The organism is Escherichia sp. MOD1-EC6475 (genome assembly GCF_003046645.1).
GTDB lineage: Bacteria > Pseudomonadota > Gammaproteobacteria > Enterobacterales > Enterobacteriaceae > Escherichia > Escherichia ruysiae.
The window spans coordinates 1-25,709 of record NZ_PZKQ01000021.1 but is presented as its reverse complement, the minus strand read 5'-3'; the positions used below and the strand labels follow the sequence as shown (position 1 = coordinate 25,709).

Sequence of the window (25,709 nt, the reverse complement as noted above, 5' to 3'; positions counted from 1 at the left end):
CTACAGCAAGCTCTTGACATAGCTGTCAATGTCGCTGATGTATTTTTCTGTTCCTGGGACATCCTTCTCGCGAATAAGATGTTCCAGCGTTTCACATAACTGCTTGCCGGGTACCAGATTTAGCATGGCAAACACGCCTTTAAGACGATGAGCCGTTTGGGCTAATGCAGCAAAGTCACTGGTTGCTGCTTCAGTATATAGCCTCTTAACATCATCCGGTACTGTGTCTACAAAGAGCGCATAATAGCCGCTGGCATGGAGTTGTGCATTTTCATCTCCACCCATAGGCGATTCTGTCACCTCTTCCTGCGCCAGTTGCACTTCAATTAATTGTAAGACCGCTTCCTGCATAGCATTGCTCATATTGAAGTTGACGCACAATTGACCAGGCCCAATTTCCCGTACGCCAGACTCATCATCGCTTAAAAGCAAGCCAGAGGCAGTAAGATTAGACGGATTATCCGTTAAAAAGATATCATAATCCTGACTAATTAATCTTTCATCGGGTGTGATACAGGTTGCACCCCAATTTTCTAACTGGCGAGTGACAATATTCCGAATTTCTGTGGAAGTTACATCCACCATCACGGTGACATCATCCAGTAAACGTTCCTCTTCCTCTTCAACGTCCGGGTCTGCAGGCAGCATTTTGATATGCACGGAGTAGCGTGTACCAAGCCCGTCCCGCGTTTTAATATTTAAATGACCGCCCAGTTTTCGCGCCAGTTGATCACTCAACCAGAATGCCAACGGGTCCGCCTTGCCATAGCGATCGCTTTGGGTCTGGTTGATGAACGGGAAGTGTAAATTATCCATTTCATGAATGCTTACACCGTCTCCGGTGTCCAGAATGCGGAAAGTCAGACGTTCGTCAGAGGATTCATCCTGATCAACCTCAAGGGTAATTTTCCCCAGTTGCGTTGAGGTGACGGCATATTGCATCAACAGCAGCAAAATACGGCGTAAAGCATCGCGATCGCCACGGCGCATATCGTGTGCTTTCAGATGATTGTTAATCAGTAGTTGCAGGCCTTTGCGCTTCATTGCCGGTAGCACAGCAGGCACCACTTCATCGATTAAATCCTGTACGGAGAAAAGCTCGGTCTCGCTCTTCCAGCTATCGTCCGCAAGCATGTTCGCTAGCTGAATTTCATCGACCAGGCGCACCAGCACATCAGCCTGATTTGCCAGTTGTTTGCTTTCCGGAGAGTTGAGTTTAGCCGCACTTTCCGCCAGTGACCGTGCGGGTTCTTTCAGCGCATCACCAATGTTTTGCATAAAGGCCATCCGGCCCTGCTGGTTTTTCTCGTACAGACGCTGCGCCTGCTTGAGTTTCTTGTTCACCAGCACCTCGCGATCCTGATCGCGAATGATGAAGATTTGCGTACGCGGCGCTATCTGGCTGCGGAACATGCGAATTTCATACAGCTCGTTATTGACGGTTGCCTGAATAATCCCCTGATGCTGTTCTGCCATGGTGGTGATGTTTTGCAGATTCAAATGCGGCAGCAGATGGTCGGCAATCTTATTGCTGATAACTGTGCGATTCGATTCCTGATCGTGAACCAGCAGACCGAGTGGCAGCAGTGACACAATCTCTTCATTTATTGCCCGCAAGATACGCAGTTCGTTATTCACTGCGGTGCTGGGAACGCTTTCTGTGCTGCGCCCGGAGAAATGGCGAAAGGTGGTGTAACCAAAAAGTGCCAGTGCCAGCAAACCGATATTCAGCAGCAGTGGCAGCAGAATGTTTTGCAATGTATCCAGCAGCAAAGTGCCGTAAGGAACCTGCCAGACCAGCCGCATATCGGTGGAGTTGAGCGCCGAAGAGATTTCAATCTTCGAACTATTAAAGTTAATGCTGACGCTATCCGTTGCTTCTTTCTCATTATTATTGTTACCCGCAGTACCTGCTTCTGGTTCAAGACGGAAGCTATCCAGCGGCATCCCTGGCGGGATTAGATCATTAATAGGCAGATCAAATGCAACCACTGTTGCCAGATGTCCCGGCTGGTTAAAGGTTGTACGCAAGGTAAAATAATGACCGTTCTGCCAGGCAAGACGGCGCAGGTTAGAAAAACTTTCACGTTCATCCAGGGCGTTAGCCTGTTGCAGCATCTCCGCGCGACGAGAATCAACAATGTCACTGACAGTCGATTCTTTAAATCCGGAGGTGAGATCTTTTAACGGCAGGGTCGAGATAAGAATCAGGCTGTTATCCTGCCCGTTCAGATAATACATCGACCACGGTACATTTTCTGCGCCCCATAATGTGTCCAGATAAGTAGACATTCGTTGGGTCATCTCAAGCGTTGAGTTGTCGTGAGAACCAAAGATCAGGGCTTCTGTTTTGCGACGCGGTTTTTCCAGATAGTAGACATCCTGTTTCAGACGCGTCTCTTGCAAACTTTCACTGGTGGAAGGCGAAGTCGTTGCAGCGATGTTGTCGTAGATCTGCCAGGTCACGTAACGCCAGGTATCGACGCGCTTTTGTATAGCATGAGTAATGTCGACAATCTGGTAGCTTTTATCTTTCAGCCAGGCGTTGACTGCGCTTTGTACCATTACACCCATCATCACCAGCAACACAATGATCAACAGTAAAAAGAAGCGGGTAATGCTCCCCGGTAGGAGTGAAAAGCGGGTCGTGGCCGTTGTCTCTTTCTGACGCATTCGTGTTTATGACCTGTTAAAACTTCGCGAAGTGATAGGGCAGTATAAAGGGTACAGTGCGAAATTCCAGACTATTACCCGATAGATGATTCTCTATTCCTCAACGATATGTCTCGTTCTGCCCGATGGGAAATAGATGTACACACCGCATTTTGCTGTACAAATAATCTGCAAAAAAGAAGAGCGAAATTAATTACGGATAAAGAAAAGATGGCGGGAATTATATCTTGTTAATTTTTTGTGAAATTGTTAACAAGCGTTATAATTTTCCAGCGGTAGTACAAAAAAATAAAAGTTGTGTAAAGAAGGGTAAAAAAAACCGGATGCGAGGCATCCGGTTGAAATAGGGGTAAACAGACATTCAGAAATGAATGACGGTAATAAATAAAGTTAATGATGATAGCGAGACATATTTTAGTTGCGAGTGAAGATTTTGTTTTGGCATTCAGTGCTATCAAGTACTTAAGAATAAGTTATTGATTTTACCTTTGAATTATTATTGCTTGATGTTAGGTGCTTATTTCGCCAATCATCAAGAATCTTAAAAAGTTCCATCATATTTACATTTTGAAACATCTATAGCGATAAATGAAACATCTTAAAAGTTTTAGTATCATATTCGTGTTGGATTATTCTGCATTTTTGGGGAGAATGGACTTGCCGACTGATTAATGAGGGTTAATCAGTATGCAGTGGCATAAAAAAGCAAATAAAGGCATATAACAGAGGGTTAATAACATGAAAGTTAAAGTACTGTCCCTCCTGGTCCCAGCTCTGCTGGTAGCAGGCGCAGCAAACGCTGCTGAAGTTTACAACAAAGACGGCAACAAATTAGATCTGTACGGTAAAGTAGACGGCCTGCACTATTTCTCTGACAACAAGTCAGAAGACGGCGACCAGACCTATGTACGTCTTGGTTTCAAAGGCGAAACTCAGGTTACTGACCAGCTGACCGGTTACGGCCAGTGGGAATATCAGATCCAGGGCAATACCTCTGAAGACAACAAAGAAAACTCCTGGACCCGTGTGGCATTCGCTGGTCTGAAATTCCAGGACGTTGGTTCTTTCGACTACGGTCGTAACTACGGCGTTGTTTACGACGTAACTTCCTGGACCGACGTACTGCCAGAATTCGGTGGCGACACTTACGGTTCTGACAACTTCATGCAGCAGCGTGGTAACGGCTTCGCGACCTACCGTAACACCGACTTCTTCGGTCTGGTTGACGGTCTGAACTTTGCTGTTCAGTACCAGGGTAAAAACGGTAGCGTAAGCGGCGAAGGCATGACCAACAACGGTCGTGGTGCTCTGCGTCAGAACGGCGACGGCGTTGGCGGTTCTATCACTTATGATTACGAAGGCTTCGGTATCGGTGCTGCAGTTTCCAGCTCCAAACGTACTGATGCTCAGAACACCGCTGCTTACATCGGTAACGGCGACCGTGCTGAAACCTACACCGGTGGTCTGAAATACGACGCTAACAACATCTACCTGGCTGCTCAGTACACCCAGACCTACAACGCAACTCGCGTAGGTTCCCTGGGTTGGGCGAACAAAGCACAGAACTTCGAAGCTGTTGCTCAGTACCAGTTCGACTTCGGTCTGCGTCCGTCTGTAGCATACCTGCAGTCTAAAGGTAAAAACCTGGGTGTCGTTGCTGGTCGTAACTACGACGACGAAGATATCCTGAAATATGTTGATGTTGGTGCTACCTACTACTTCAACAAAAACATGTCCACCTACGTTGACTACAAAATCAACCTGCTGGACGACAACCAGTTCACCCGCGCTGCTGGCATCAACACTGATGACATCGTAGCTCTGGGTCTGGTTTACCAGTTCTAATCTCGATTTATATCGAACAAAGGGCCTGCGGGCCCTTTTTTCATTGTTTTCAGCGTACAAACGCAGTTTTTTGGTGTACTCTTGCGACCGTTCGCATGAGGATAATCACGTATGGAAATAAGCTTTACCCGCGTGGCATTGCTGGCTGCCGCGCTCTTCTTTGTTGGTTGCGATCAAAAAACACAACCCGCCAAATCCCACGCTACTGAAGTTACCGTTCTTGAAGGCAAAACGATGGGAACCTTCTGGCGTGCCAGCATCCCTGGCCTTGACGCCAAACGCAGTGCTGAACTTAAAGAGAAGATTCAGACCCAGCTGGACGCCGACGATCAGCTGCTTTCGACCTATAAAAAAGACTCCGCGCTGATGCGCTTTAACGACTCGAAAAGTTTGTCGCCGTGGCCGGTAAGTGAAGCGATGGCCGATATCATCACCACCTCGCTGCGCATTGGCGCCAAAACCGATGGCGCGATGGATATTACTGTCGGGCCGCTGGTGAATCTGTGGGGCTTTGGCCCGGAACAACAGCCGGTACAAATCCCGAACCAGGAACAGATCGACGCGATGAAAGCCAAAACGGGTTTACAGCATCTGACGGTCATTAATCAGTCACATCAACAATATCTGCAAAAAGATCTGCCGGATTTATATGTCGATCTCTCTACCGTCGGCGAAGGTTATGCGGCAGATCATCTGGCACGCTTAATGGAGCAGGAAGGTATTTCCCGCTATCTGGTGTCGGTGGGCGGCGCGCTGAACAGCCGTGGCATGAACGGCGAAGGGCAGCCGTGGCGGGTGGCGATCCAAAAACCGACCGATAAAGAGAACGCGGTTCAGGCCGTGGTTGACATCAATGGTCACGGTATCAGCACTTCTGGTAGCTATCGCAACTATTACGAGCTGGACGGCAAACGCCTTTCCCATGTTATTGATCCGCAAACCGGGCGTCCCATCGAACACAATCTGGTATCCGTGACGGTGATTGCCCCGACGGCGCTGGAAGCCGACGCCTGGGATACTGGCTTAATGGTGCTCGGGCCGGATAAAGCCAAAGAAGTCGTTCGCCGGGAAGGGCTGGCGGTCTATATGATCACCAAAGAGGGCGATAGCTTTAAAACCTGGATGTCGCCGCAGTTTAAAAGCTTCCTTATCAGCGAAAAAAATTAAAGCGCAAGATTGTTGGTTTTTGCGCAATGGTGACCGGGCAGACTAAAGGCTATCCTTAACCAGGGAGCTGATTATGAACAACGCCACACGCTTAACTGACGATCAACGCTGGCAATCTGTCTTAGCCCGCGACCCAAACGCCGACGGCGAATTTGTCTTCGCCGTGCGCACCACGGGCATCTTTTGTCGTCCGTCTTGTCGGGCTAAACACGCTCTGCGGGAAAACGTCTCCTTCTTTTCTGATGCCAGCGAGGCGCTTGCCGCTGGCTTTCGCCCCTGCAAACGTTGTCAGCCAGACAAAGCCAATCCCCAACAACATCGCCTTGATAAAATTACCCACGCCTGCCGACTGCTGGAACAGGAAATGCCTGTAACGCTGGAAGCCTTAGCCGACCAGGTGGCGATGAGTCCGTTCCATCTGCATAGATTGTTTAAAGCGACTACCGGAATGACGCCGAAAGCCTGGCAGCAGGCCTGGCGCGCTCGCCGATTGCGGGAATCGTTAGTGAAAGGGGAGAGCGTGACCCAGGCAATTCTCAATGCCGGATTCCCCGACGGCAGCAGTTACTACCGTAAAGCCGATGAAACGCTGGGCATGACGGCTAAACAATTTCGTCACGGTGGCGAAAACCTGACTGTGCGTTATGCACTGGCTGATTGTGAGCTGGGTCGTTGCCTGGTGGCAGAAAGCGAGCGGGGGATTTGCGCGATATTACTGGGTGATGATGACGCGACATTAATCAGTGAACTGCGGCAGATGTTTCCCGCTGCCGACAACGCGCCCGCTGACCCGACGTTTCAGCAACATGTGCGTGAAGTGATCGCCAGCCTCAACCAGCGCGATACGCCGCTGACGTTGCCGCTGGATATTCGCGGCACCGCTTTTCAGCAGCAAGTCTGGCAGGCGCTGCGTACCATTCCTTGCGGTGAAACTGTGAGTTATCAGCAACTGGCAAACACCATCGGCAAACCGAAAGCGGTACGTGCCGTGGCAAGTGCCTGCGCCGCCAATAAGTTAGCGATCGTTATACCTTGTCATCGGGTGGTACGTGGTGATGGCACACTTTCCGGTTACCGCTGGGGTGTTTCGCGTAAAGCACAGTTGCTACGTCGTGAAGCTGAAAACGAGGAGAAATAATGTTGGATCTGTTTGCTGATGCTGAACTGTGGCAAGAACCCCTGGCACTTGGCGCGGTGATCCTGCGCCGTTTTGCCTTTAATACTGCGGAGCAACTGATGCAGGGAATCAGCAATGTCGCCCGCCAGTCACTGTTTCGCCAGATGGTCACACCCGGCGGATATACCATGTCGGTGGCGATGACCAACTGCGGGCGTCTGGGCTGGACCACCAATCGGCAGGGTTATCTCTATTCGCCCATTGATCCGCAAACAAATAAACCGTGGCCTGCCATGCCGCAGAGTTTTCATAATTTATGTCAACGTGCGGCTACGGCGGCGGGCTATCCAGATTTCCAGCCAGATGCTTGTCTTATCAACCGCTACACTCCTGGCGCGAAACTGTCGCTGCATCAGGATAAAGACGAACCGGATCTGAGCGCGCCGATTGTTTCTGTTTCTCTGGGCTTACCCGCGATTTTTCAATTTGGCGGCCTGAAACGAAATGATCCGCTAAAACGACTGTTGCTGGAGCATGGCGACGTGGTGGTTTGGGGCGGTGAATCGCGGCTGTTTTATCACGGCGTTCAACCGCTGAAAGCGGGGTTTCATCCACTCACCGCCGACTGCCGCTACAACCTGACTTTTCGTCAGGCAGGTAAAAAAGAATAAAAATAAGAATTATTATTGCTGTGCGCGCGAAGATGTTTAAACTGCGGGCTGTAATTCATTGTCCGGGTTTTCTGCATGGAACTTCTTGTGCTTGTCTGGCGGCAGTATCGCTGGCCATTTATCAGTGTGATGGCGCTAAGCCTCGCCAGTGCGGCATTAGGCATTGGTTTAATTGCTTTTATCAATCAGCGCCTTATCGAAACGGCGGATACCAGTCTGCTGGTGTTGCCGGAGTTTCTGGGTTTATTGCTGCTGTTGATGGCAGTGACGCTGGGATCGCAACTGGCTCTTACTACCCTGGGTCATCACTTCGTTTACCGACTGCGTAGCGAATTTATCAAGCGAATTCTGGATACCCACGTTGAGCGTATCGAACAACTCGGAAGCGCCTCATTGCTGGCGGGATTAACCAGCGATGTGCGCAATATCACCATTGCTTTTGTGCGTCTGCCGGAACTGGTGCAGGGGATCATTCTCACTATCGGTTCAGCGGCGTATCTGTGGATGCTGTCGGGCAAAATGTTGCTGGTAACGGCTATCTGGATGGCGGTCACCATCTGGGGCGGTTTTGTGCTGGTAGCGCGGGTGTACAAACATATGGCGACCCTGCGTGAAACCGAAGACAAGCTGTACGCGGATTTTCAAACTGTACTTGAAGGGCGTAAAGAGCTGACTCTGAACCGTGAACGCGCCGAGTATGTGTTTAACAACCTCTACATCCCTGATGCGCAAGAGTATCGCCATCATATTATCCGTGCTGACACCTTCCATCTTAGTGCTGTGAACTGGTCAAACATCATGATGCTGGGTGCTATCGGCCTGGTGTTCTGGATGGCGAACAGTCTCGGTTGGGCTGATACCAACGTTGCCGCGACCTATTCGCTGACGCTGTTATTCCTGCGCACGCCGCTGCTTTCTGCGGTTGGCGCATTGCCGACGCTGCTGACGGCGCAGGTGGCGTTTAACAAGCTGAACAAATTCGCACTCGCGCCTTTCAAAGCGGAGTTTCCACGCCCGCAGGCGTTTCCTGACTGGCAAACGCTGGAGCTACGTAACGTGACGTTTAGTTATCAGGACAACGCGTTTTCCGTTGGCCCACTCAACCTCACCATTAAACGTGGCGAACTGTTGTTTCTGATTGGTGGTAACGGTAGCGGAAAATCGACGCTGGCGATGTTGCTGACGGGGTTGTATCAGCCGCAAAGCGGTGAAATTTTGCTGGATGGTAAACCCATCAGCGGCGAAAAACCGGAGGATTATCGCAAGTTGTTTTCCGCCGTGTTTACCGATGTCTGGCTGTTTGATCAACTGCTGGGGCCGGAGGGGAAACCCGCTAATCCGCAACTGGTTGAGAAGTGGCTGGCGCAGTTGAAAATGGCGCATAAGCTGGAGTTAAGTAACGGGCGTATTGTTAACCTGAAGTTATCAAAAGGGCAGAAAAAACGCGTGGCGCTGTTGCTGGCGCTGGCAGAAGAACGCGATATTATCCTGCTGGATGAATGGGCGGCGGATCAGGACCCACACTTCCGCCGTGAGTTTTATCAGGTGCTGCTGCCGCTGATGCAGGAGATGGGGAAAACTATTTTCGCCATCAGCCATGATGACCATTACTTTATCCACGCCGACCGCCTGCTGGAGATGCGCAACGGGCAACTTAGCGAGCTGACTGGCGAAGAGCGCGATGCTGCTTCGCGTGATGCCGTTGCCCGGACGGCATAATATTTTGACGCTGACCTGGCGGATTTCTGCCGCCAGGTAAATATTCTAAAAATCCCTTCATTTCTAATAACCCTATAATTAATCAACGAAATTACAATGTTTCTAAAATTAGAATATAATTTATAAACATTATTTAAATGTTGTTACTTAAGTGTTACCGTTGATGCCGCGCAAATCTCACCTGCAATAAAGCGACTAAAAGTAAGGCATTAACAAGATGAAAAAAGTGACTGCCATGCTCTTCTCGATGGCCGTGGGGCTTAATGCCGTTTCGATGGCGGCAAAAGCGAAAGCGTCCGAGGAGCAGGAAACTGATGTACTGTTGATTGGCGGCGGCATTATGAGCGCCACGTTGGGGACCTATTTACGCGAGCTGGAGCCTGAATGGTCGATGACCATGGTGGAGCGCCTGGAGGGTGTCGCGCAGGAGAGTTCGAACGGCTGGAACAACGCCGGAACCGGGCATTCTGCACTGATGGAACTGAACTACACCCCGCAAAACGCCGATGGCAGCATCAGTATTGAAAAAGCAGTCGCCATTAACGAAGCATTTCAGATTTCCCGCCAGTTCTGGGCGCACCAGGTTGAGCGCGGCGTGCTGCGTACTCCGCGTTCATTTATCAATACCGTTCCGCATATGAGCTTTGTCTGGGGCGAGGATAACGTCAATTTCCTACGCGCCCGTTACGCCGCGTTGCAACAAAGTTCGCTGTTTCGCGGTATGCGTTACTCTGAAGATCACGCGCAGATCAAAGAGTGGGCACCGTTAGTGATGGAAGGGCGCGCTCCACAGCAGAAAGTGGCGGCTACACGTACAGAAATCGGCACTGATGTGAACTACGGCGAGATCACCCGCCAGTTAATAGCTTCCTTGCAGAAGAAGTCTAACTTCTCGCTGCAACTCAGCAGTGAAGTCCGCGCTCTCAAACGTAATGACGATAACACCTGGACCGTCACCGTTGCCGATCTGAAAAACGGCACAGCACAGAACATCCGCGCGAAATTTGTCTTTATCGGCGCGGGCGGTGCGGCGCTGAAGCTGTTACAGGAATCCGGTATTCCGGAAGCGAAAGACTACGCCGGTTTCCCGGTAGGTGGGCAGTTCCTTGTTTCGGAAAACCCGGGCGTGGTTAACCATCATCTGGCGAAGGTCTATGGGAAAGCCTCCGTTGGCGCACCACCGATGTCGGTTCCGCATATCGATACCCGTGTGCTGGACGGTAAACGCGTAGTGCTGTTTGGGCCATTTGCCACCTTCTCAACCAAATTCCTCAAAAACGGTTCACTGTGGGATCTGATGAGTTCCACCACCACTTCCAACGTGATGCCGATGATGCACGTCGGGCTGGATAATTTCGATCTGGTGAAATATCTGGTAAGTCAGGTGATGTTGAGTGAAGAGGATCGTTTTGAAGCGTTGAAAGAGTACTATCCGCAAGCGAAAAAAGAGGACTGGCGTTTGTGGCAAGCAGGACAGCGTGTGCAGATTATCAAACGCGATGCCGATAAAGGCGGCGTACTGCGTTTGGGGACAGAAGTGGTTAGCGACCAGCAAGGAACCATTGCCGCGCTGCTGGGGGCATCTCCGGGGGCGTCAACTGCCGCGCCGATTATGTTGAATCTGCTGGAAAAAGTGTTTGGTGATCGTGTTTCCAGCCCGCAATGGCAGGCCACGTTGAAAGCGATCGTTCCGTCTTATGGACGCAAGCTGAACGGTGATGTGGCAGCAACAGAACGCGAGTTGCAGTACACCAGCGAAGTGCTGGGGCTGAAATACGACAAGCCGCAGGCGGCAGATAGTACGCCGAAACCGCAGTTGAAACCGCAACCCGTTCAAAAAGAAGTGGCGGATATTGCATTGTAATGATGTGCCACATCCGGCATTGAGTGTCGGATGCGGCGTAACCGCCTTATCCGACCTGTGGAGTGCAGCGTTTCACAGCGGCGTAGGCCTGATAAGACGCGTCAGCGTCGCATCAGGCAACCGGCTCGGGTGCCAGATGTCGGATGCGGCGTGACCACCTTATCCGACATACGGAGTGCAGCACTTCACAGCAGTTTAGCGAACTACCGCGTTGTCAATTCTCTCTTCCGCCTTCCAGACCCGGTACTTCACATCCACGTTGTCTGGCGTATACACCACGATCGGCAGCTTGCTGTTGTAACGCAGCATTCCAGCATCGCCCAGATACGCGGTGACAAATTTCTTCTCTTTCTTGCCATCCGGGCAGGCCATCATCGTGGAAACCGGCGAGCTTACTTTATCAAAGACATAATAATCATAGCCCCAGCCTTCCAGCGTTTTACTTTCCAGCTTCCCGCCGAGACGATGCAGGTTGCAATCGACTTCCAGCGTCTGACCGATCAACAGTTCTACTTTCAGGGTAGATTCATCTTCTTGCGGGGTTAACTGAATCACCTGACGCTTCATGCCTTTTTCAGCTTGTGGATAAGGGGCGATTTTTTCCAGTGGCTGGACGCTGTCTGCCGCCCAGGCTGAGGTTGCGGCGAAAGCGGCAAACAGCACTGCAGGTAGAATGGTCTTCATTTGTTTTCCTTCTTCATTTATAGGTTTTCACCGAGGATGTCGCTGAAGGTTAACATATTCATCAGATTTATTAATTTGCTTTATGAATAACTGAAAGAACATTCAGACAATTTTACCTGCTCTTTTAGTGTTAAATGCTAATGAGAGAACAAACCAGCTGAAATATCTCTGGTGAATTAATCGCTATATAAATGTGTTTATAACCATTTGAAATGTGAGCAAAAGCTCGTTTTTGCCACTCTTCCCACCACTCTTTTGATCCTGCTACAGGTTTTACCCCGATCGGGGTATGCATCTTTGACACATCCTTTAATATCTTAGCGGCTATAAAAATGGCTTATTAATTATGCGGTTTATTTGGTCGCTCTCAGTTTTCAGAGCGCGTTAATGATGGAAGGTCAATGTGAAGATTGATGCATCCCGTCGGGGCATACTGACTGGTCGCTGGCGTAAAGCCAGTAACGGTATCCGTCCGCCCTGGTCCGGTGATGAATCTCATTTTCTTAACCATTGCACCCGCTGCGACGCCTGTATTAATGCTTGTGAAAACAACATTCTTGAACGCGGCGCGGGTGGTTATCCGAGCGTTAATTTCAAAAATAACGAGTGCAGCTTCTGTTACGCCTGCGCGCAGGCTTGCCCCGAATCGCTATTTTCTCCGCGCCACACCAGGGCCTGGGATTTGCAGTTCACCATCGGGGACGCGTGCCTGGCGTATCAGTCAGTTGAATGCCGCCGCTGTCAGGATAGCTGTGAGCCAATGGCAATTATCTTTCGCCCGACGCTCTCCGGGATCTACCAGCCGCAACTTAATAGCCAACTTTGCAACGGATGTGGAGCATGTGCAGCCAGCTGTCCGGTATCAGCCATAACTGCGGAGTATCTCCATGCACACTAACTGGCAAGTTTGCAGCCTGGTCGTGCAGGCCAAAAGCGAACGAATTTCAGACATCAGCACCCAACTGAACGCCTTTCCCGGCTGTGAAGTCGCTGTCAGCGACGCGCCGAGCGGTCAGTTGATTGTGGTGGTGGAAGCAGAAGACAGCGAAACGCTGATCCAAACCATTGAGTCAGTACGCAACGTAGAGGGCGTGCTGGCGGTGTCGCTGGTTTATCACCAGCAGGAAGAGCAAGGTGAGGAAACACCATGAAACTCAGTCGTCGTAGCTTTATGAAAGCTAACGCCGTTGCGGCCGCTGCGGCGGCTGCCGGTCTCAGCGTGCCGGGCGTTGCCCGCGCCGTTGTTGGTCAGCAGGAAGCCATTAAATGGGATAAAGCGCCGTGCCGTTTCTGCGGTACTGGTTGCGGCGTTCTGGTCGGAACGCAGCAGGGGCGTGTGGTGGCCTGTCAGGGCGACCCGGACGCACCGGTTAACCGTGGTCTGAACTGCATTAAGGGCTATTTCCTGCCCAAAATCATGTACGGTAAAGACCGTTTGACGCAGCCGCTTCTGCGTATGAAAAACGGTAAATATGACAAAGAAGGCGAATTTACCCCAATCACCTGGGATCAGGCCTTCGATGTGATGGAAGAGAAATTCAAAACCGCCCTGAAAGAAAAAGGGCCGGAATCGATCGGTATGTTCGGTTCTGGTCAGTGGACTATCTGGGAAGGTTATGCCGCGTCCAAGCTGTTTAAAGCGGGCTTCCGTTCTAACAACATCGACCCGAACGCACGTCACTGTATGGCGTCGGCGGTGGTTGGCTTTATGCGTACCTTTGGTATGGATGAGCCGATGGGCTGCTATGACGATATCGAACAGGCTGACGCTTTTGTGTTGTGGGGCGCGAACATGGCGGAGATGCACCCGATCCTCTGGTCGCGCATCACCAACCGTCGTCTCTCTAACCAGAACGTCACCGTGGCGGTGCTTTCTACCTACCAGCATCGTAGCTTCGAGCTGGCGGATAACGGCATCATCTTTACGCCACAGTCTGACCTGGTGATCCTGAACTATATCGCCAACTATATCATTCAAAACAATGCGATAAATCAGGACTTCTTCAGCAAACACGTCAACCTGCGCAAAGGGGCGACGGACATCGGCTACGGTTTACGTCCGACTCATCCGCTGGAAAAAGCAGCGAAAAATCCGGGTTCTGACGCTTCCGAACCGATGAGCTTTGAAGATTACAAAGCCTTCGTTGCTGAGTATACGCTGGAAAAAACTGCCGAAATGACCGGCGTGCCGAAAGACCAGTTAGAACAACTGGCGCAGCTGTATGCCGATCCGAACAAGAAAGTCATCTCCTACTGGACGATGGGCTTCAACCAGCATACTCGTGGCGTGTGGGCCAACAACCTGGTCTACAACCTGCACCTGCTGACCGGCAAAATTTCCCAGCCGGGTTGCGGTCCGTTCTCCCTGACCGGGCAGCCTTCCGCGTGTGGTACTGCGCGTGAAGTGGGCACCTTTGCTCACCGTCTGCCTGCGGACATGGTGGTGACTAACGAGAAACACCGTGATATCTGCGAGAAGAAGTGGAATATCCCGAGCGGCACCATTCCGGCAAAAATCGGTCTGCACGCGGTGGCACAGGACCGTGCGCTGAAAGACGGCAAGCTGAATGTTTACTGGACCATGTGTACCAACAACATGCAGGCCGGGCCGAACATTAATGAAGAGCGTATGCCGGGCTGGCGCGATCCGCGCAACTTCATCATCGTCTCCGATCCGTATCCGACAGTCAGTGCGCTGGCCGCCGACTTGATCCTGCCGACCGCAATGTGGGTAGAAAAAGAGGGCGCTTACGGTAATGCCGAACGCCGTACTCAGTTCTGGCGTCAGCAGGTACAGGCACCGGGCGAAGCGAAATCGGATCTCTGGCAGTTAGTCCAGTTCTCCCGCCGCTTCAAAACAGAAGAAGTATGGCCGGAAGAGCTGCTGGCGAAGAAACCGGAACTGCGTGGCAAAACGCTGTACGAAGTTCTGTATGCCACCCCCGAAGTGAGCAAATTCCCGGTATCCGAACTGGCGGAAGATCAGCTGAACGATGAATCCCGCGAGCTGGGCTTCTATCTGCAAAAAGGGCTGTTCGAAGAGTACGCATGGTTTGGTCGCGGTCACGGTCACGATCTGGCACCGTTCGATGACTACCACAAAGCGCGCGGTCTGCGCTGGCCGGTGGTGAACGGTAAAGAAACTCAGTGGCGTTACAGCGAAGGTAACGACCCGTACGTGAAAGCGGGCGAAGGCTACAAGTTCTACGGTAAACCGGATGGCAAAGCGGTGATCTTCGCGCTGCCGTTCGAACCGGCGGCGGAAGCACCGGATGAAGAGTACGACCTGTGGCTCTCTACCGGACGCGTACTGGAGCACTGGCACACCGGCAGTATGACTCGCCGTGTACCGGAACTGCACCGCGCCTTCCCGGAAGCGGTACTGTTTATTCACCCGCTGGATGCGAAAGCGCGCGATCTGCGTCGTGGCGACAAAGTGAAAGTGGTTTCTCGCCGTGGCGAAGTGATCTCGATTGTCGAAACGCGCGGTCGTAACCGTCCGCCGCAGGGGCTGGTGTATATGCCGTTCTTCGACGCCGCACAGCTGGTAAACAAACTGACGCTGGATGCGACCGATCCGCTCTCGAAAGAGACGGACTTCAAGAAGTGCGCGGTCAAACTGGAGAAGGTGTAAGCCATTATGTCCCGGTCAGCGAAACCTCAAAATGGTCGCCGCCGCTTTCTGCGCGATGTTGTTCGCACAGCAGGCGGGCTGGCTGCCGTGGGTGTGGCGCTGGGGTTACAACAGCAAACCGCACGCGCATCTGGCGTGCGGTTACGCCCGCCCGGAGCCATAAACGAGAACGCCTTTGCCAGTGCCTGCGTTCGTTGCGGTCAGTGTGTTCAGGCTTGCCCTTACGACACCTTAAAACTGGCGACGCTGGCCTCTGGCCTGTCGGCAGGCACGCCGTATTTTGTCGCGCGTGATATTCCTTGCGAAATGTGTGAGGACATTCCGTGCGCCAAAGTGTGCCCGAGCGGTGCGCTGGATCGTGAGATCGAATCGATCGACGACGCGCGGATGGGGCTGGCGGTGCTGGTGGATCAGGAGAACTGCCTCAACTTTCAGGGGCTGCGCTGCGATGTTTGCTATCGCGAATGCCCGAAAATTGATGAGGCCATCACCCTGGAGCTGGAGCGCAACACGCGTACCGGTAAGCACGCCCGCTTTCTGCCGACGGTTCACAGCGACGCCTGTACCGGCTGCGGTAAGTGCGAAAAAGTGTGCGTGCTGGAACAACCGGCAATCAAGGTGTTACCGCTGTCACTGGCGAAAGGGGAGTTAGGTCACCATTACCGCTTCGGCTGGCTGGAGGGGAACAATGGCAAATCGTAAACGTGACGCCGGGCGCGAGGCGCTGGCGAAAAAAGGCTGGTGGCGCAGTCACCGTTGGCTGGTGTTGCGTCGCCTTTGTCAGTTCTTCGTGCTGGGAATGTTTTTGAGCGGCCCGTGGTTTGGTGTGTGGATCTTACACGGCAACTATAGCAGTAGCCTGTTATTCGACACCGTTCCGCTGACCGATCCACTGATGACGCTGCAAAGCCTTGCCAGCGGTCATCTGCCTGCCACGGTGGCGCTGACCGGTGCGGTGATTATCACCGTGCTCTACGCCCTGGCAGGAAAGCGATTATTTTGTAGCTGGGTCTGCCCGCTGAACCCAATTACCGACTTAGCGAACTGGTTACGCAGGCGCTTTGAGCTCAATCAGTCTGCGACTATCCCGCGCCACATTCGGTACGTGCTGTTGGTCGTGATCCTGGTGGGATCGGCCTTAACCGGCACGCTCATCTGGGAATGGATCAACCCCGTTTCCTTGATGGGGCGCAGCCTGGTAATGGGATTCGGCAGCGGCGCGCTGCTTATTCTCGCACTGTTTTTATTTGATCTACTGGTCGTTGAACACGGCTGGTGCGGGCACATTTGTCCGGTTGGCGCGCTGTATGGCGTGCTGGGTAGCAAAGGCGCTATCACCGTTGCGGCAACCGATCGGCAGAAATGTAACCGCTGTATGGATTGTTTTCATGTTTGCCCGGAACCGCATGTGCTACGTGCCCCGGTGCTGGATGAACAAAGCCCGGTGCAGGTCACCAGCCGCGATTGCATGACGTGCGGTCGCTGCGTGGATGTCTGTTCTGAGGATGTATTTACAATAACTACACGATGGAGTTCGGGAGCGAAATCATGAAAAGCCATGACCTGAAGAAGGCGCTGTGTCAATGGACGGCGATGCTGGCCCTGGTGGTGAGCGGCGCGGTTTGGGCGGCTAATGGCGTCGATTTTAGCCAGTCGCCGGAAGTATCCGGGACGCAGGAAGGGGCCATTCGGATGCCAAAAGAGCAGGAACGAATGCCGCTGAACTATGTGAATCAACCGCCAATGATCCCGCATAGCGTTGAAGGTTATCAGGTAACGACCAATACCAACCGCTGCTTGCAGTGCCACGGTGTTGAAAGCTATCGCACCACAGGCGCGCCGCGCATCAGTCCTACTCACTTTATGGACAGCGACGGCAAAGTGGGCGCAGAAGTGGCTCCGCGTCGTTACTTCTGTCTGCAATGTCACGTGCCGCAGGCCGATACCGCGCCAATCGTGGGGAATACCTTTACCCCGTCAAAAGGTTACGGGAAATAAGAGGTTATTATGGGAAATTCTGACCGTAAGCCTGGTCTGATTAAGCGCCTGTGGAAATGGTGGCGTACCCCCAGCCGTCTGGCGCTGGGTACGCTGCTGTTGATCGGCTTTGTTGGCGGCATCGTCTTCTGGGGTGGCTTTAACACCGGGATGGAAAAAGCCAATACCGAAGAGTTCTGCATTAGCTGCCACGAAATGCGCAACACGGTGTATCAGGAATACATGGATTCCGTGCACTACAACAACCGTAGCGGCGTGCGTGCGACCTGCCCGGATTGTCACGTTCCGCACGAGTTTGTGCCAAAGATGATACGCAAGCTCAAAGCAAGTAAAGAGCTGTATGGTAAAATTTTTGGCGTTATTGACACGCCGCAGAAATTTGAAGCTCATCGCCTGACGATGGCACAGAATGAGTGGCGGCGCATGAAGGACAATAACTCGCAGGAGTGCCGTAACTGTCACAACTTCGAGTATATGGATACAACCGCCCAGAAATCTGTTGCCGCTAAGATGCACGACCAGGCGGTGAAAGATGGGCAAACCTGTATTGATTGCCATAAAGGGATAGCGCACAAGCTGCCCGATATGCGCGAAGTCGAGACAGGTTTTTAACAGGGTTATTGCGTGGGTATGCTTGAAGCCAGAGAATTACTTTGCGAGCGGGATGAACGAACATTATTTAGTGGTTTGTCGTTTACGCTGAATGCAGGAGAGTGGGTACAAATTACCGGCAGCAACGGTGCGGGGAAGACAACGCTTCTCCGTTTGCTGACGGGATTGTCTCGCCCTGATGCGGGTGACGTTCTCTGGCAAGGGCAGCCCTTGCATCAGGTACGCGACAGCTACCATCAAAATCTGTTATGGATAGGCCATCAGCCGGGGATCAAAACCCGGCTGACGGCGTTAGAAAATCTGCACTTTTATCATCGCGATGGCGATACCGCACAATGTCTGAAAGCCCTGGCGCAGGCCGGGCTTGCCGGATTCGAAGATATTCCCGTTAATCAACTCTCTGCCGGGCAACAACGCCGCGTGGCGCTGGCGCGTCTGTGGCTGACCCGTGCCACGCTGTGGATCCTCGACGAACCTTTTACCGCGATTGACGTTAACGGCGTCGATCGTCTGACCCAGCGAATGGCGCAGCATACGGAGCAGGGGGGGATTGTGATTCTGACCACCCACCAGCCGCTCAACGTTGCTGAAAGTAAAATTCGCCGCATTTCACTGACGCAAACGAGGGCCGCATGATGTTCTGGCGCATTTTCCGTCTTGAGCTGCGCGTAGCGTTTCGCCATAGCGCCGAAATCGCTAATCCGCTGTGGTTCTTCCTGATTGTTATTACCCTTTTTCCGCTCAGTATTGGCCCGGAGCCGCAGCTGCTGGCGCGCATTGCACCGGGAATTATCTGGGTTGCGGCGCTGCTTTCTTCACTGCTGGCGCTGGAGCGGCTGTTCCGTGACGATTTGCAGGACGGCAGTCTTGAACAATTGATGTTGTTGCCGTTACCCTTGCCCGCCGTTGTGCTGGCGAAGGTGATGGCGCACTGGATGGTAACCGGTCTGCCGTTACTCATCCTCTCGCCTCTGGTGGCATTGCTACTGGGAATGGACGTTTATGGCTGGCAAGTGATGGCGCTGACGCTGCTGCTGGGAACCCCTACGCTTGGCTTTCTCGGCGCACCGGGCGTGGCGCTGACGGTGGGACTTAAGCGCGGTGGTGTGCTATTGAGCATACTGGTGTTACCGCTGACTATCCCATTACTCATTTTTGCCACCGCCGCGATGGACGCGGCTTCCATGCATTTGCCCGTTGACGGGTATCTGGCAATTTTAGGTGCGTTGCTGGCAGGCACCGCGACATTAAGCCCTTTTGCGACGGCGGCAGCGTTACGAATCAGCATTCAATAACGCTGAATTACTGATTTTTGTTCAAGTCTGGTATCGAAACTATGTGGAAAACACTGCATCAACTGGCGATCCCACCACGGCTGTACCAAATCTGTGGCTGGTTTATACCGTGGCTGGCAATCGCCAGTGTGGTTGTGCTTACCGTCGGCTGGATCTGGGGATTCGGCTTTGCCCCCGCTGATTATCAGCAGGGAAATAGCTACCGCATTATCTATCTGCATGTACCTGCGGCGATCTGGTCGATGGGCATTTATGCCTCAATGGCGGTGGCGGCGTTTATCGGCCTTGTCTGGCAGATGAAAATGGCCAACCTGGCGGTGGCGGCGATGGCGCCCATTGGTGCCGTGTTTACCTTTATTGCCCTGGTCACCGGTTCCGCGTGGGGGAAACCGATGTGGGGCACCTGGTGGGTATGGGACGCACGCCTGACTTCTGAACTGGTGCTGCTGTTTCTGTATGTGGGTGTGATTGCCCTGTGGCACGCCTTCGACGACCGCCGTCTGGCAGGCCGTGCGGCAGGTATTCTGGTGCTGATTGGCGTGGTGAATCTGCCGATTATTCATTACTCCGTGGAGTGGTGGAACACCCTGCATCAGGGATCAACGCGGATGCAGCAAAGTATCGATCCGGCGATGCGTTCGCCGCTACGCTGGTCGATTTTTGGCTTCCTGCTGCTGTCCGCCACGCTGACGCTGATGCGGATGCGTAATTTGATTTTGCTGATGGAAAAACGCCGTCCGTGGGTGAGTGAACTGATACTGAAAAGAGGCCGTAAATGACCCCTGCATTTGCTTCCTGGAATGAATTTTTCGCAATGGGCGGTTACGCCTTTTTTGTCTGGCTGGCGGTGGTGATGACCGTTATTCCGCTGGTGGTTTTGGTCGTGCACTCGGTGATGCAGCATCGCGCAATTCTGCGTGGCGTGGCGCAACAGCGGGCGCGTGAGGCGCGTTTACGTGCTGCGCAACAGCAGGAGGCTGCATGAATATTCGCCGTAAAAATCGGTTGTGGATTGCCTGTGCCGTGCTGGCGGGGCTGGCGCTGACGATTGGCCTGGTGCTGTATGCGCTGCGCTCGAATATCGACCTTTTCTATACGCCGGGGGAGATTCTCTACGGCAAGCGTGAAACCCAACAGATGCCGGAAGTCGGGCAGCGTCTGCGCGTTGGCGGGATGGTGATGCCGGGTAGTGTGCAGCGCGATCCCAATTCGCTGAAAGTGACCTTCACCATTTACGATGCTGAAGGCTCAGTGGATGTCTCTTACGAAGGCATTTTGCCGGATCTGTTCCGTGAAGGGCAGGGCGTTGTGGTGCAGGGCGAGCTGGAAAAAGGCAATCATATCCTCGCGAAAGAAGTGCTGGCGAAACATGATGAAAACTATACGCCGCCAGAAGTTGAGAAAGCGATGGAAGCTAACCACCGTCGCCCGGCGAGTGTTTATAAGGACCCAGCATCATGATGCCGGAAATTGGTAACGGACTGCTGTGCCTGGCGCTGGGAATTGCACTGCTGCTGTCCGTGTATCCGCTATGGGGCGTGGCGCGCGGAGATGCGCGCATGATGGCGTCTTCCCGCTTGTTTGCCTGGCTGCTGTTTATGTCTGTGGCTGGCGCATTTCTGGTGCTGGTCAATGCTTTCGTGGTCAACGACTTTACCGTCACCTATGTTGCCAGCAACTCCAATACCCAGCTTCCGGTGTGGTATCGCGTGGCGGCTACCTGGGGCGCGCATGAAGGCTCGCTACTGCTGTGGGTGCTGCTGATGAGCGGCTGGACCTTTGCGGTAGCGATTTTTAGTCAGCGTATTCCGCTGGATATTGTGGCCCGTGTACTGGCGATAATGGGGATGGTCAGTGTCGGCTTTTTGCTGTTCATTCTCTTTACCTCTAACCCGTTCTCACGCACGTTGCCGAACTTCCCGATTGAAGGTCGCGATCTTAACCCGCTGTTGCAGGATCCGGGGCTAATCTTCCATCCGCCTCTGCTTTATATGGGGTACGTCGGCTTCTCGGTGGCGTTTGCTTTTGCCATTGCTTCTTTGCTGAGTGGGCGTCTGGACAGCACCTACGCACGTTTTACCCGCCCGTGGACGCTGGCGGCGTGGATCTTCCTGACGCTCGGCATTGTGCTCGGTTCCGCATGGGCCTATTACGAACTCGGCTGGGGCGGCTGGTGGTTCTGGGATCCGGTTGAAAACGCCTCGTTTATGCCGTGGCTGGTTGGCACTGCGTTGATGCACTCGCTGGCGGTCACTGAACAACGCGCCAGCTTCAAAGCGTGGACATTACTGCTGGCAATCAGTGCCTTCTCGCTGTGTCTGCTGGGGACTTTCCTCGTGCGTTCCGGTGTGCTGGTATCGGTACATGCGTTTGCGTCTGATCCTGCGCGCGGTATGTTTATCCTCGCCTTTATGGTGCTGGTGATTGGTGGTTCACTGCTGCTGTTTGCCGCGCGTGGACACAAAGTTCGCTCACGCGTAAACAATGCGCTGTGGTCGCGGGAATCTCTGTTGTTAGCGAACAACGTTTTGCTGGTCGCCGCGATGCTGGTGGTGTTGCTGGGGACGCTGCTGCCGCTGGTGCATAAACAACTCGGGCTGGGCAGCATTTCGATTGGCGAACCGTTTTTCAACACCATGTTTACCTGGCTGATGGTGCCGTTTGCGCTGCTGCTAGGTGTTGGCCCTCTGGTGCGCTGGGGGCGCGATCGCCCACGTAAAATCCGCAACTTATTGATTATCGCCTTCATCTCTACGCTGGTGCTGTCGCTGCTGTTGCCGTGGCTGTTCGAAAGCAAAGTTGTGGCGATGACGGTACTCGGTCTGGCAATGGCCTGCTGGATTGCGGTGCTGGCAATTGCGGAAGCTGCGCTGCGTATTTCACGCGGCACGAAAACCACCTTCAGTTATTGGGGGATGGTGGCGGCTCACCTGGGGCTGGCAGTGACAATTGTTGGCATTGCCTTTAGCCAGAATTATAGCGTTGAGCGTGATGTGCGCATGAAGTCCGGCGATAGCGTCGATATTCATGAATATCGCTTCACCTTCCGTGATGTCAAAGAGGTGACTGGCCCGAACTGGCGCGGCGGTGTGGCGACTATTGGCGTAACGCGAGAGGGTAAACCGGAAACGGTGCTGTATGCGGAAAAACGTTATTACAACACTGCTGGTTCGATGATGACCGAAGCGGCAATTGACGGTGGTATTACCCGTGACCTGTATGCAGCACTCGGCGAAGAGCTGGAAAACGGCGCGTGGGCAGTTCGTCTTTACTACAAACCGTTTGTTCGCTGGATCTGGGCGGGCGGGCTGATGATGGCGTTGGGCGGGCTGTTATGCCTGTTTGATCCTCGCTATCGCAAGCGCGTGAACCCGCAAAAAACTGCGCCGGAGGCTGTATGAAGCGCAAAGTATTGTTAATTCCTTTGATTATCTTCCTGGCGATTGCCGCAGCGTTGCTGTGGCAGTTGGCGCGTAATGCCGAAGGGGATGATCCGACCAATCTGGAATCGGCGCTCATTGGCAAGCCGGTGCCGACGTTTCGCCTCGAATCACTGGATAATCCCGGTCAGTTTTATCAGGCGGACGTGCTGACCCAGGGCAAACCGGTGCTGCTCAACGTCTGGGCGACCTGGTGCCCGACCTGCCGTGCGGAACATCAATATCTGAATCAGCTTTCTGCGCAGGGCATCCGCGTGGTGGGTATGAATTATAAAGACGACAGGCAGAAAGCGATTAGCTGGCTGAAAGAACTGGGCAATCCTTACGCGCTAAGCCTGTTTGATGGCGACGGCATGTTAGGGCTGGATCTCGGCGTGTATGGCGCGCCAGAAACGTTCCTCATCGATGGCAACGGCATCATTCGCTATCGCCATGCGGGCGATCTCAATCCTCGCGTCTGGGAAGAAGAGATCAAGCCGCTGTGGGAGAAATACAGTAAGGAGGCCGCACAATGAGGTTTTTATTGGGCGTGCTGATGCTGATGATCTCCGGCTCGGCGCTGGCAACCATCGACGTGTTGCAGTTTAAGGATGAAGCACAGGAACAGCAGTTCCGCCAGCTCACGGAAGAACTGCGCTGCCCGAAATGCCAGAACAACAGCATTGCCGATTCCAACTCGATGATTGCCACCGACCTGCGCCAAAAAGTGTATGAACTGATGCAGGAAGGTAAAAGCAAGAAAGAGATTGTTGATTATATGGTGGCGCGTTACGGCAACTTCGTCACTTACGATCCGCCGTTAACGCCGCTGACCGTGCTACTGTGGGTGCTGCCAGTTGTCGCTATTGGTATTGGCGGCTGGGTGATTTACTCCCGCTCGCGGCGTCGGGTGCATGTGGTGCAGGAGGAGTTTCCTGAACAAAGCGTGCCAGAAGGTAAGCGTGCCGGATATGTTGTTTATCTGCCGGGTATTATGGTGGCGTTAATTGTGGCAGGCGTCAGCTACTACCAGACTGGCAATTATCAGCAGGTAAAAGTCTGGCAGCAGGCCACAGCGCAGGCTCCGGCATTGCTGGACAGGGCGCTGGATCCGAAAGCCGATCCGCTCAACGAAGAAGAGATGTCACGTCTTGCGCTGGGGATGCGTACTCAACTGCAAAAAAATCCAGGAGATATTGAAGGCTGGATTATGTTGGGGCGCGTTGGGATGGCGCTGGGTAACGCCAGTATCGCGACTGATGCATATGCCACAGCGTATCGCCTCGATCCGAAAAACAGCGATGCTGCGCTGGGTTACGCGGAGGCGTTAACACGTTCTTCTGACCCCAACGATAACCGCCTGGGCGGCGAGTTGTTGCGTCAACTGGTGAGAAGCGACCATAGCAATATTCGCGTGCTGAGCATGTATGCGTTTAATGCCTTTGAGCAGCAGCGATTTGGCGAAGCCGTTGCTGCGTGGGAAATGATGTTGAAACTCTTGCCTGCCAACGATACTCGCCGTGCGGTGATTGAGCGCAGTATCGCGCAGGCGATGCAGCATTTGTCGCCGCAGGAGAGTAAATAAGAAGAAGCCCGATGGTGACGCCATCGGAGCCAGGCGGATGACAACGTGCGCTATGTTTATGCCGGATGCGGCGTAAACACCTTATCCGGCCACAAAATCGTGCAAATTCAATATATTGCTCGATTCGCGTAGACTTGATAAGCGTAGCGCACCAGGCAGTTTTGCGTTTGTCATCAATCTCAGCCCGATGATAAATCCATCGGGCTATTTTTTTATTGTGTCCCGCGTTGTTGCAGGAACAGAATGGTGGCCGCCACGCGTGAGCGGACATTGAGTTTACGCAGCAGATTGCGAATGTGCACTTTTACCGTCTGCTCAGAAATATTCAACACCGAGGCAATTTGCTTATTCGACAGCCCTTGCGCCAGTTCGTGCAGAACATCCAGCTCACGCTCCGTTAGCACGCTGAAGGGATCTTCTTCCGCACCGAACATTTCACGCTCGCGTAAGTACTGATTGACGCGTTCGCTAAAGACTTTGCTGCCTTTTGCTCCGGCGCGAATTGCTTCCAGTAATACTTCCGGGTCGCTGTCTTTTAGCAGATAGCCGTCTGCGCCTGCGTCTATCAGTGCAAAGATATCGCTGGAGGCATCTGATACGGTCAGGATAATAATTTGCGCGGTAACGCCATCCCTGCGCAAGGCATTGAGGGTATCCAGGCCACTCATACCTTTCATATTGAGATCCAGCAAGATGACGTCGATATCCAGTCGATTAGCCAGATCGATAGCACTAGCGCCGTCGCCTGCTTCGGCGACCACTTCAAAACCAGGATCAAGCTCCAGTAACTGACGAACACCGCGTCGCATAAGTGGATGATCATCCACAATCATCACCTGAAAAGGCGTTGCTTCAGGCATAGTAGTCTCCTGAGGTTTTATTAGAATCATTATGTTTGAGCGTAGCGTTGGTAACGCTACCAGGCGCGTGAATGTTACCCCATTTTATGTATGGGCATGTAGTAAAACTGCAAGTGAGGGTAGCAAGACAATGCTATGGATATAAAAAAACCAACCGTAAAGGTTGGTTTTCTTGGGATTTTTGGCACGAGAGTAGTTTAATTGATTCTGTAACTGCATGATTTTAAAGATGTAGATTAATTGAGTTTTGAAATTGTATATCTAAACGTATAACTAAAATGATTTGCTGCAAAAATGTACAGCTTTAACCGTTACCATTTTCCGGCTATCCGCTATGAAGCTGGCTGGTGGATGAGCACGGATAACCTGACATCTACAGCCGCCTTAAAAAGCTGAACCCGACAAGCATATCGGCATCATGCCCACCTGCGTGACGCATTTTTTTAATTGCGCGGGCGTAAAAATTTGACGGGGCGGACAGTTCCATAAGTAATGGATTGCAGGAATTTCGCCCCCCTCCTGAATGCAATTTTTCGTATATATATACAAAACCACCCGTCCCACCC

The 25,709-nt window shown here is 52.7% G+C and carries 26 protein-coding genes; 21 read left to right on the top strand and 5 right to left on the bottom strand.

Annotated elements, in window-relative coordinates:
- Positions 1–2,673 carry a phosphotransferase RcsD gene (gene rcsD / locus A7589_RS06295; RefSeq protein ID WP_105286754.1) on the bottom strand — a complete coding sequence of 891 codons (2,673 nt, stop codon included), beginning with the start codon at positions 2,671–2,673 and terminating at the stop codon, positions 1–3.
- Between the two features lie 738 nt (positions 2,674–3,411).
- Between rcsD and ompC the strand changes: the two genes are divergently transcribed.
- The 6 genes from ompC to mqo all read left to right on the top strand — a co-directional run bounded on the left by ompC (position 3,412) and on the right by mqo (position 11,056).
- Positions 3,412–4,518, top strand: a complete 1,107-nt coding sequence (gene ompC / locus A7589_RS06285) for a porin OmpC (RefSeq protein ID WP_021551088.1) — start codon at positions 3,412–3,414, stop codon at positions 4,516–4,518.
- Between the two features lie 111 nt (positions 4,519–4,629).
- Complete coding sequence (apbE, locus tag A7589_RS06280) at positions 4,630–5,685, top strand: FAD:protein FMN transferase ApbE (protein WP_000406117.1); 1,056 nt, start codon at positions 4,630–4,632, stop codon at positions 5,683–5,685.
- A 73-nt stretch (positions 5,686–5,758) separates the two neighbouring features.
- Positions 5,759–6,823: a bifunctional DNA-binding transcriptional regulator/O6-methylguanine-DNA methyltransferase Ada gene (gene ada, locus A7589_RS06275; protein ID WP_108188769.1), complete on the top strand. Its 1,065-nt coding sequence runs from the start codon at positions 5,759–5,761 to the stop codon at positions 6,821–6,823.
- A complete protein-coding gene (gene alkB / locus A7589_RS06270) occupies positions 6,823–7,473 on the top strand; it encodes a DNA oxidative demethylase AlkB (RefSeq protein ID WP_108188768.1) in 651 nt (216 codons plus the stop codon). Before ada ends, alkB begins: the two co-directional genes overlap by 1 nt.
- 75 nt (positions 7,474–7,548) lie before the next feature.
- A complete protein-coding gene (gene yojI, locus A7589_RS06265) occupies positions 7,549–9,192 on the top strand; it encodes a microcin J25 efflux ABC transporter YojI (RefSeq protein WP_000422202.1) in 1,644 nt (547 codons plus the stop codon).
- 217 nt (positions 9,193–9,409) lie between these two features.
- A complete protein-coding gene (gene mqo / locus A7589_RS06260; RefSeq protein WP_108188767.1) occupies positions 9,410–11,056 on the top strand; it encodes a malate dehydrogenase (quinone) in 1,647 nt (548 codons plus the stop codon).
- A 195-nt stretch (positions 11,057–11,251) separates the two neighbouring features.
- Here the strand turns inward: mqo and eco are convergent, their stop codons facing one another.
- Together eco and yojO are read right to left on the bottom strand one after the other, a co-directional pair.
- On the bottom strand, positions 11,252–11,740 hold the full coding sequence (gene eco / locus A7589_RS06255; RefSeq protein ID WP_000849204.1) for a serine protease inhibitor ecotin: 489 nt from the start codon (positions 11,738–11,740) through the stop codon (positions 11,252–11,254).
- A gap of 130 nt (positions 11,741–11,870) precedes the next feature.
- Entirely contained in the window at positions 11,871–12,035 is a 165-nt protein-coding gene (yojO, locus tag A7589_RS23480; RefSeq protein ID WP_032337191.1) for a protein YojO, read from the bottom strand.
- A 108-nt stretch (positions 12,036–12,143) separates the two neighbouring features.
- Here yojO and napF point away from each other — a divergent pair, with 108 nt between their 5' ends.
- From napF to ccmH, 15 genes are read left to right on the top strand one after another with little or no spacing between them, the layout of a single operon-like run.
- The gene (napF, locus tag A7589_RS06245; RefSeq protein WP_000686715.1) at positions 12,144–12,638 is read left to right on the top strand and encodes a ferredoxin-type protein NapF; all 495 of its coding nucleotides are present in this window, start codon (positions 12,144–12,146) and stop codon (positions 12,636–12,638) included.
- Positions 12,628–12,891, top strand: a complete 264-nt coding sequence (napD, locus tag A7589_RS06240) for a chaperone NapD (RefSeq protein ID WP_000557378.1) — start codon at positions 12,628–12,630, stop codon at positions 12,889–12,891. The genes napF and napD overlap by 11 nt, the downstream gene beginning before the upstream one ends.
- On the top strand, positions 12,888–15,374 hold the full coding sequence (napA, locus tag A7589_RS06235) for a periplasmic nitrate reductase subunit alpha (RefSeq protein WP_000778067.1): 2,487 nt from the start codon (positions 12,888–12,890) through the stop codon (positions 15,372–15,374). Before napD ends, napA begins: the two co-directional genes overlap by 4 nt.
- A 6-nt stretch (positions 15,375–15,380) precedes the next feature.
- Positions 15,381–16,076: a ferredoxin-type protein NapG gene (napG, locus tag A7589_RS06230; RefSeq protein WP_000091291.1), complete on the top strand. Its 696-nt coding sequence runs from the start codon at positions 15,381–15,383 to the stop codon at positions 16,074–16,076.
- A complete protein-coding gene (napH, locus tag A7589_RS06225; protein WP_000013485.1) occupies positions 16,063–16,926 on the top strand; it encodes a quinol dehydrogenase ferredoxin subunit NapH in 864 nt (287 codons plus the stop codon). The genes napG and napH overlap by 14 nt, the downstream gene beginning before the upstream one ends.
- Positions 16,923–17,372 (top strand): nitrate reductase cytochrome c-type subunit, encoded by a 450-nt coding sequence (gene napB / locus A7589_RS06220; protein WP_000835177.1) that lies wholly within the window; start codon positions 16,923–16,925, stop codon positions 17,370–17,372. Before napH ends, napB begins: the two co-directional genes overlap by 4 nt.
- A 9-nt stretch (positions 17,373–17,381) precedes the next feature.
- Positions 17,382–17,984 carry a cytochrome c-type protein NapC gene (gene napC / locus A7589_RS06215; RefSeq protein ID WP_000528377.1) on the top strand — a complete coding sequence of 201 codons (603 nt, stop codon included), beginning with the start codon at positions 17,382–17,384 and terminating at the stop codon, positions 17,982–17,984.
- Positions 17,985–17,996: 12 nt separating this feature from the next.
- Positions 17,997–18,620, top strand: a complete 624-nt coding sequence (ccmA, locus tag A7589_RS06210) for a cytochrome c biogenesis heme-transporting ATPase CcmA (RefSeq protein ID WP_000525570.1) — start codon at positions 17,997–17,999, stop codon at positions 18,618–18,620.
- Positions 18,617–19,279: a heme exporter protein CcmB gene (gene ccmB / locus A7589_RS06205; RefSeq protein WP_000971724.1), complete on the top strand. Its 663-nt coding sequence runs from the start codon at positions 18,617–18,619 to the stop codon at positions 19,277–19,279. Before ccmA ends, ccmB begins: the two co-directional genes overlap by 4 nt.
- 41 nt (positions 19,280–19,320) lie before the next feature.
- Positions 19,321–20,058: a heme exporter protein CcmC gene (gene ccmC, locus A7589_RS06200; protein ID WP_001295447.1), complete on the top strand. Its 738-nt coding sequence runs from the start codon at positions 19,321–19,323 to the stop codon at positions 20,056–20,058.
- Positions 20,055–20,264 carry a heme exporter protein CcmD gene (gene ccmD / locus A7589_RS06195; RefSeq protein WP_000186540.1) on the top strand — a complete coding sequence of 70 codons (210 nt, stop codon included), beginning with the start codon at positions 20,055–20,057 and terminating at the stop codon, positions 20,262–20,264. Before ccmC ends, ccmD begins: the two co-directional genes overlap by 4 nt.
- Complete coding sequence (gene ccmE, locus A7589_RS06190) at positions 20,261–20,740, top strand: cytochrome c maturation protein CcmE (RefSeq protein WP_001026418.1); 480 nt, start codon at positions 20,261–20,263, stop codon at positions 20,738–20,740. The genes ccmD and ccmE overlap by 4 nt, the downstream gene beginning before the upstream one ends.
- On the top strand, positions 20,737–22,680 hold the full coding sequence (gene ccmF / locus A7589_RS06185; RefSeq protein WP_000982452.1) for a cytochrome c-type biogenesis heme lyase CcmF: 1,944 nt from the start codon (positions 20,737–20,739) through the stop codon (positions 22,678–22,680). The genes ccmE and ccmF overlap by 4 nt, the downstream gene beginning before the upstream one ends.
- Complete coding sequence (dsbE, locus tag A7589_RS06180) at positions 22,677–23,234, top strand: thiol:disulfide interchange protein DsbE (RefSeq protein ID WP_000824453.1); 558 nt, start codon at positions 22,677–22,679, stop codon at positions 23,232–23,234. Before ccmF ends, dsbE begins: the two co-directional genes overlap by 4 nt.
- The gene (gene ccmH, locus A7589_RS06175; RefSeq protein ID WP_001211596.1) at positions 23,231–24,283 is read left to right on the top strand and encodes a cytochrome c-type biogenesis thiol:disulfide oxidoreductase CcmH; all 1,053 of its coding nucleotides are present in this window, start codon (positions 23,231–23,233) and stop codon (positions 24,281–24,283) included. Before dsbE ends, ccmH begins: the two co-directional genes overlap by 4 nt.
- Before the next feature lie 212 nt (positions 24,284–24,495).
- Here ccmH and narP read toward each other — a convergent pair whose 3' ends face one another.
- Together narP and A7589_RS23205 are read right to left on the bottom strand one after the other, a co-directional pair.
- Complete coding sequence (gene narP, locus A7589_RS06170) at positions 24,496–25,143, bottom strand: nitrate/nitrite response regulator protein NarP (RefSeq protein WP_010350424.1); 648 nt, start codon at positions 25,141–25,143, stop codon at positions 24,496–24,498.
- Positions 25,144–25,516: 373 nt separating this feature from the next.
- A partial coding sequence (locus tag A7589_RS23205) for a hypothetical protein (RefSeq protein ID WP_133174883.1) occupies positions 25,517–25,709 on the bottom strand: 193 nt, incomplete at its 5' end.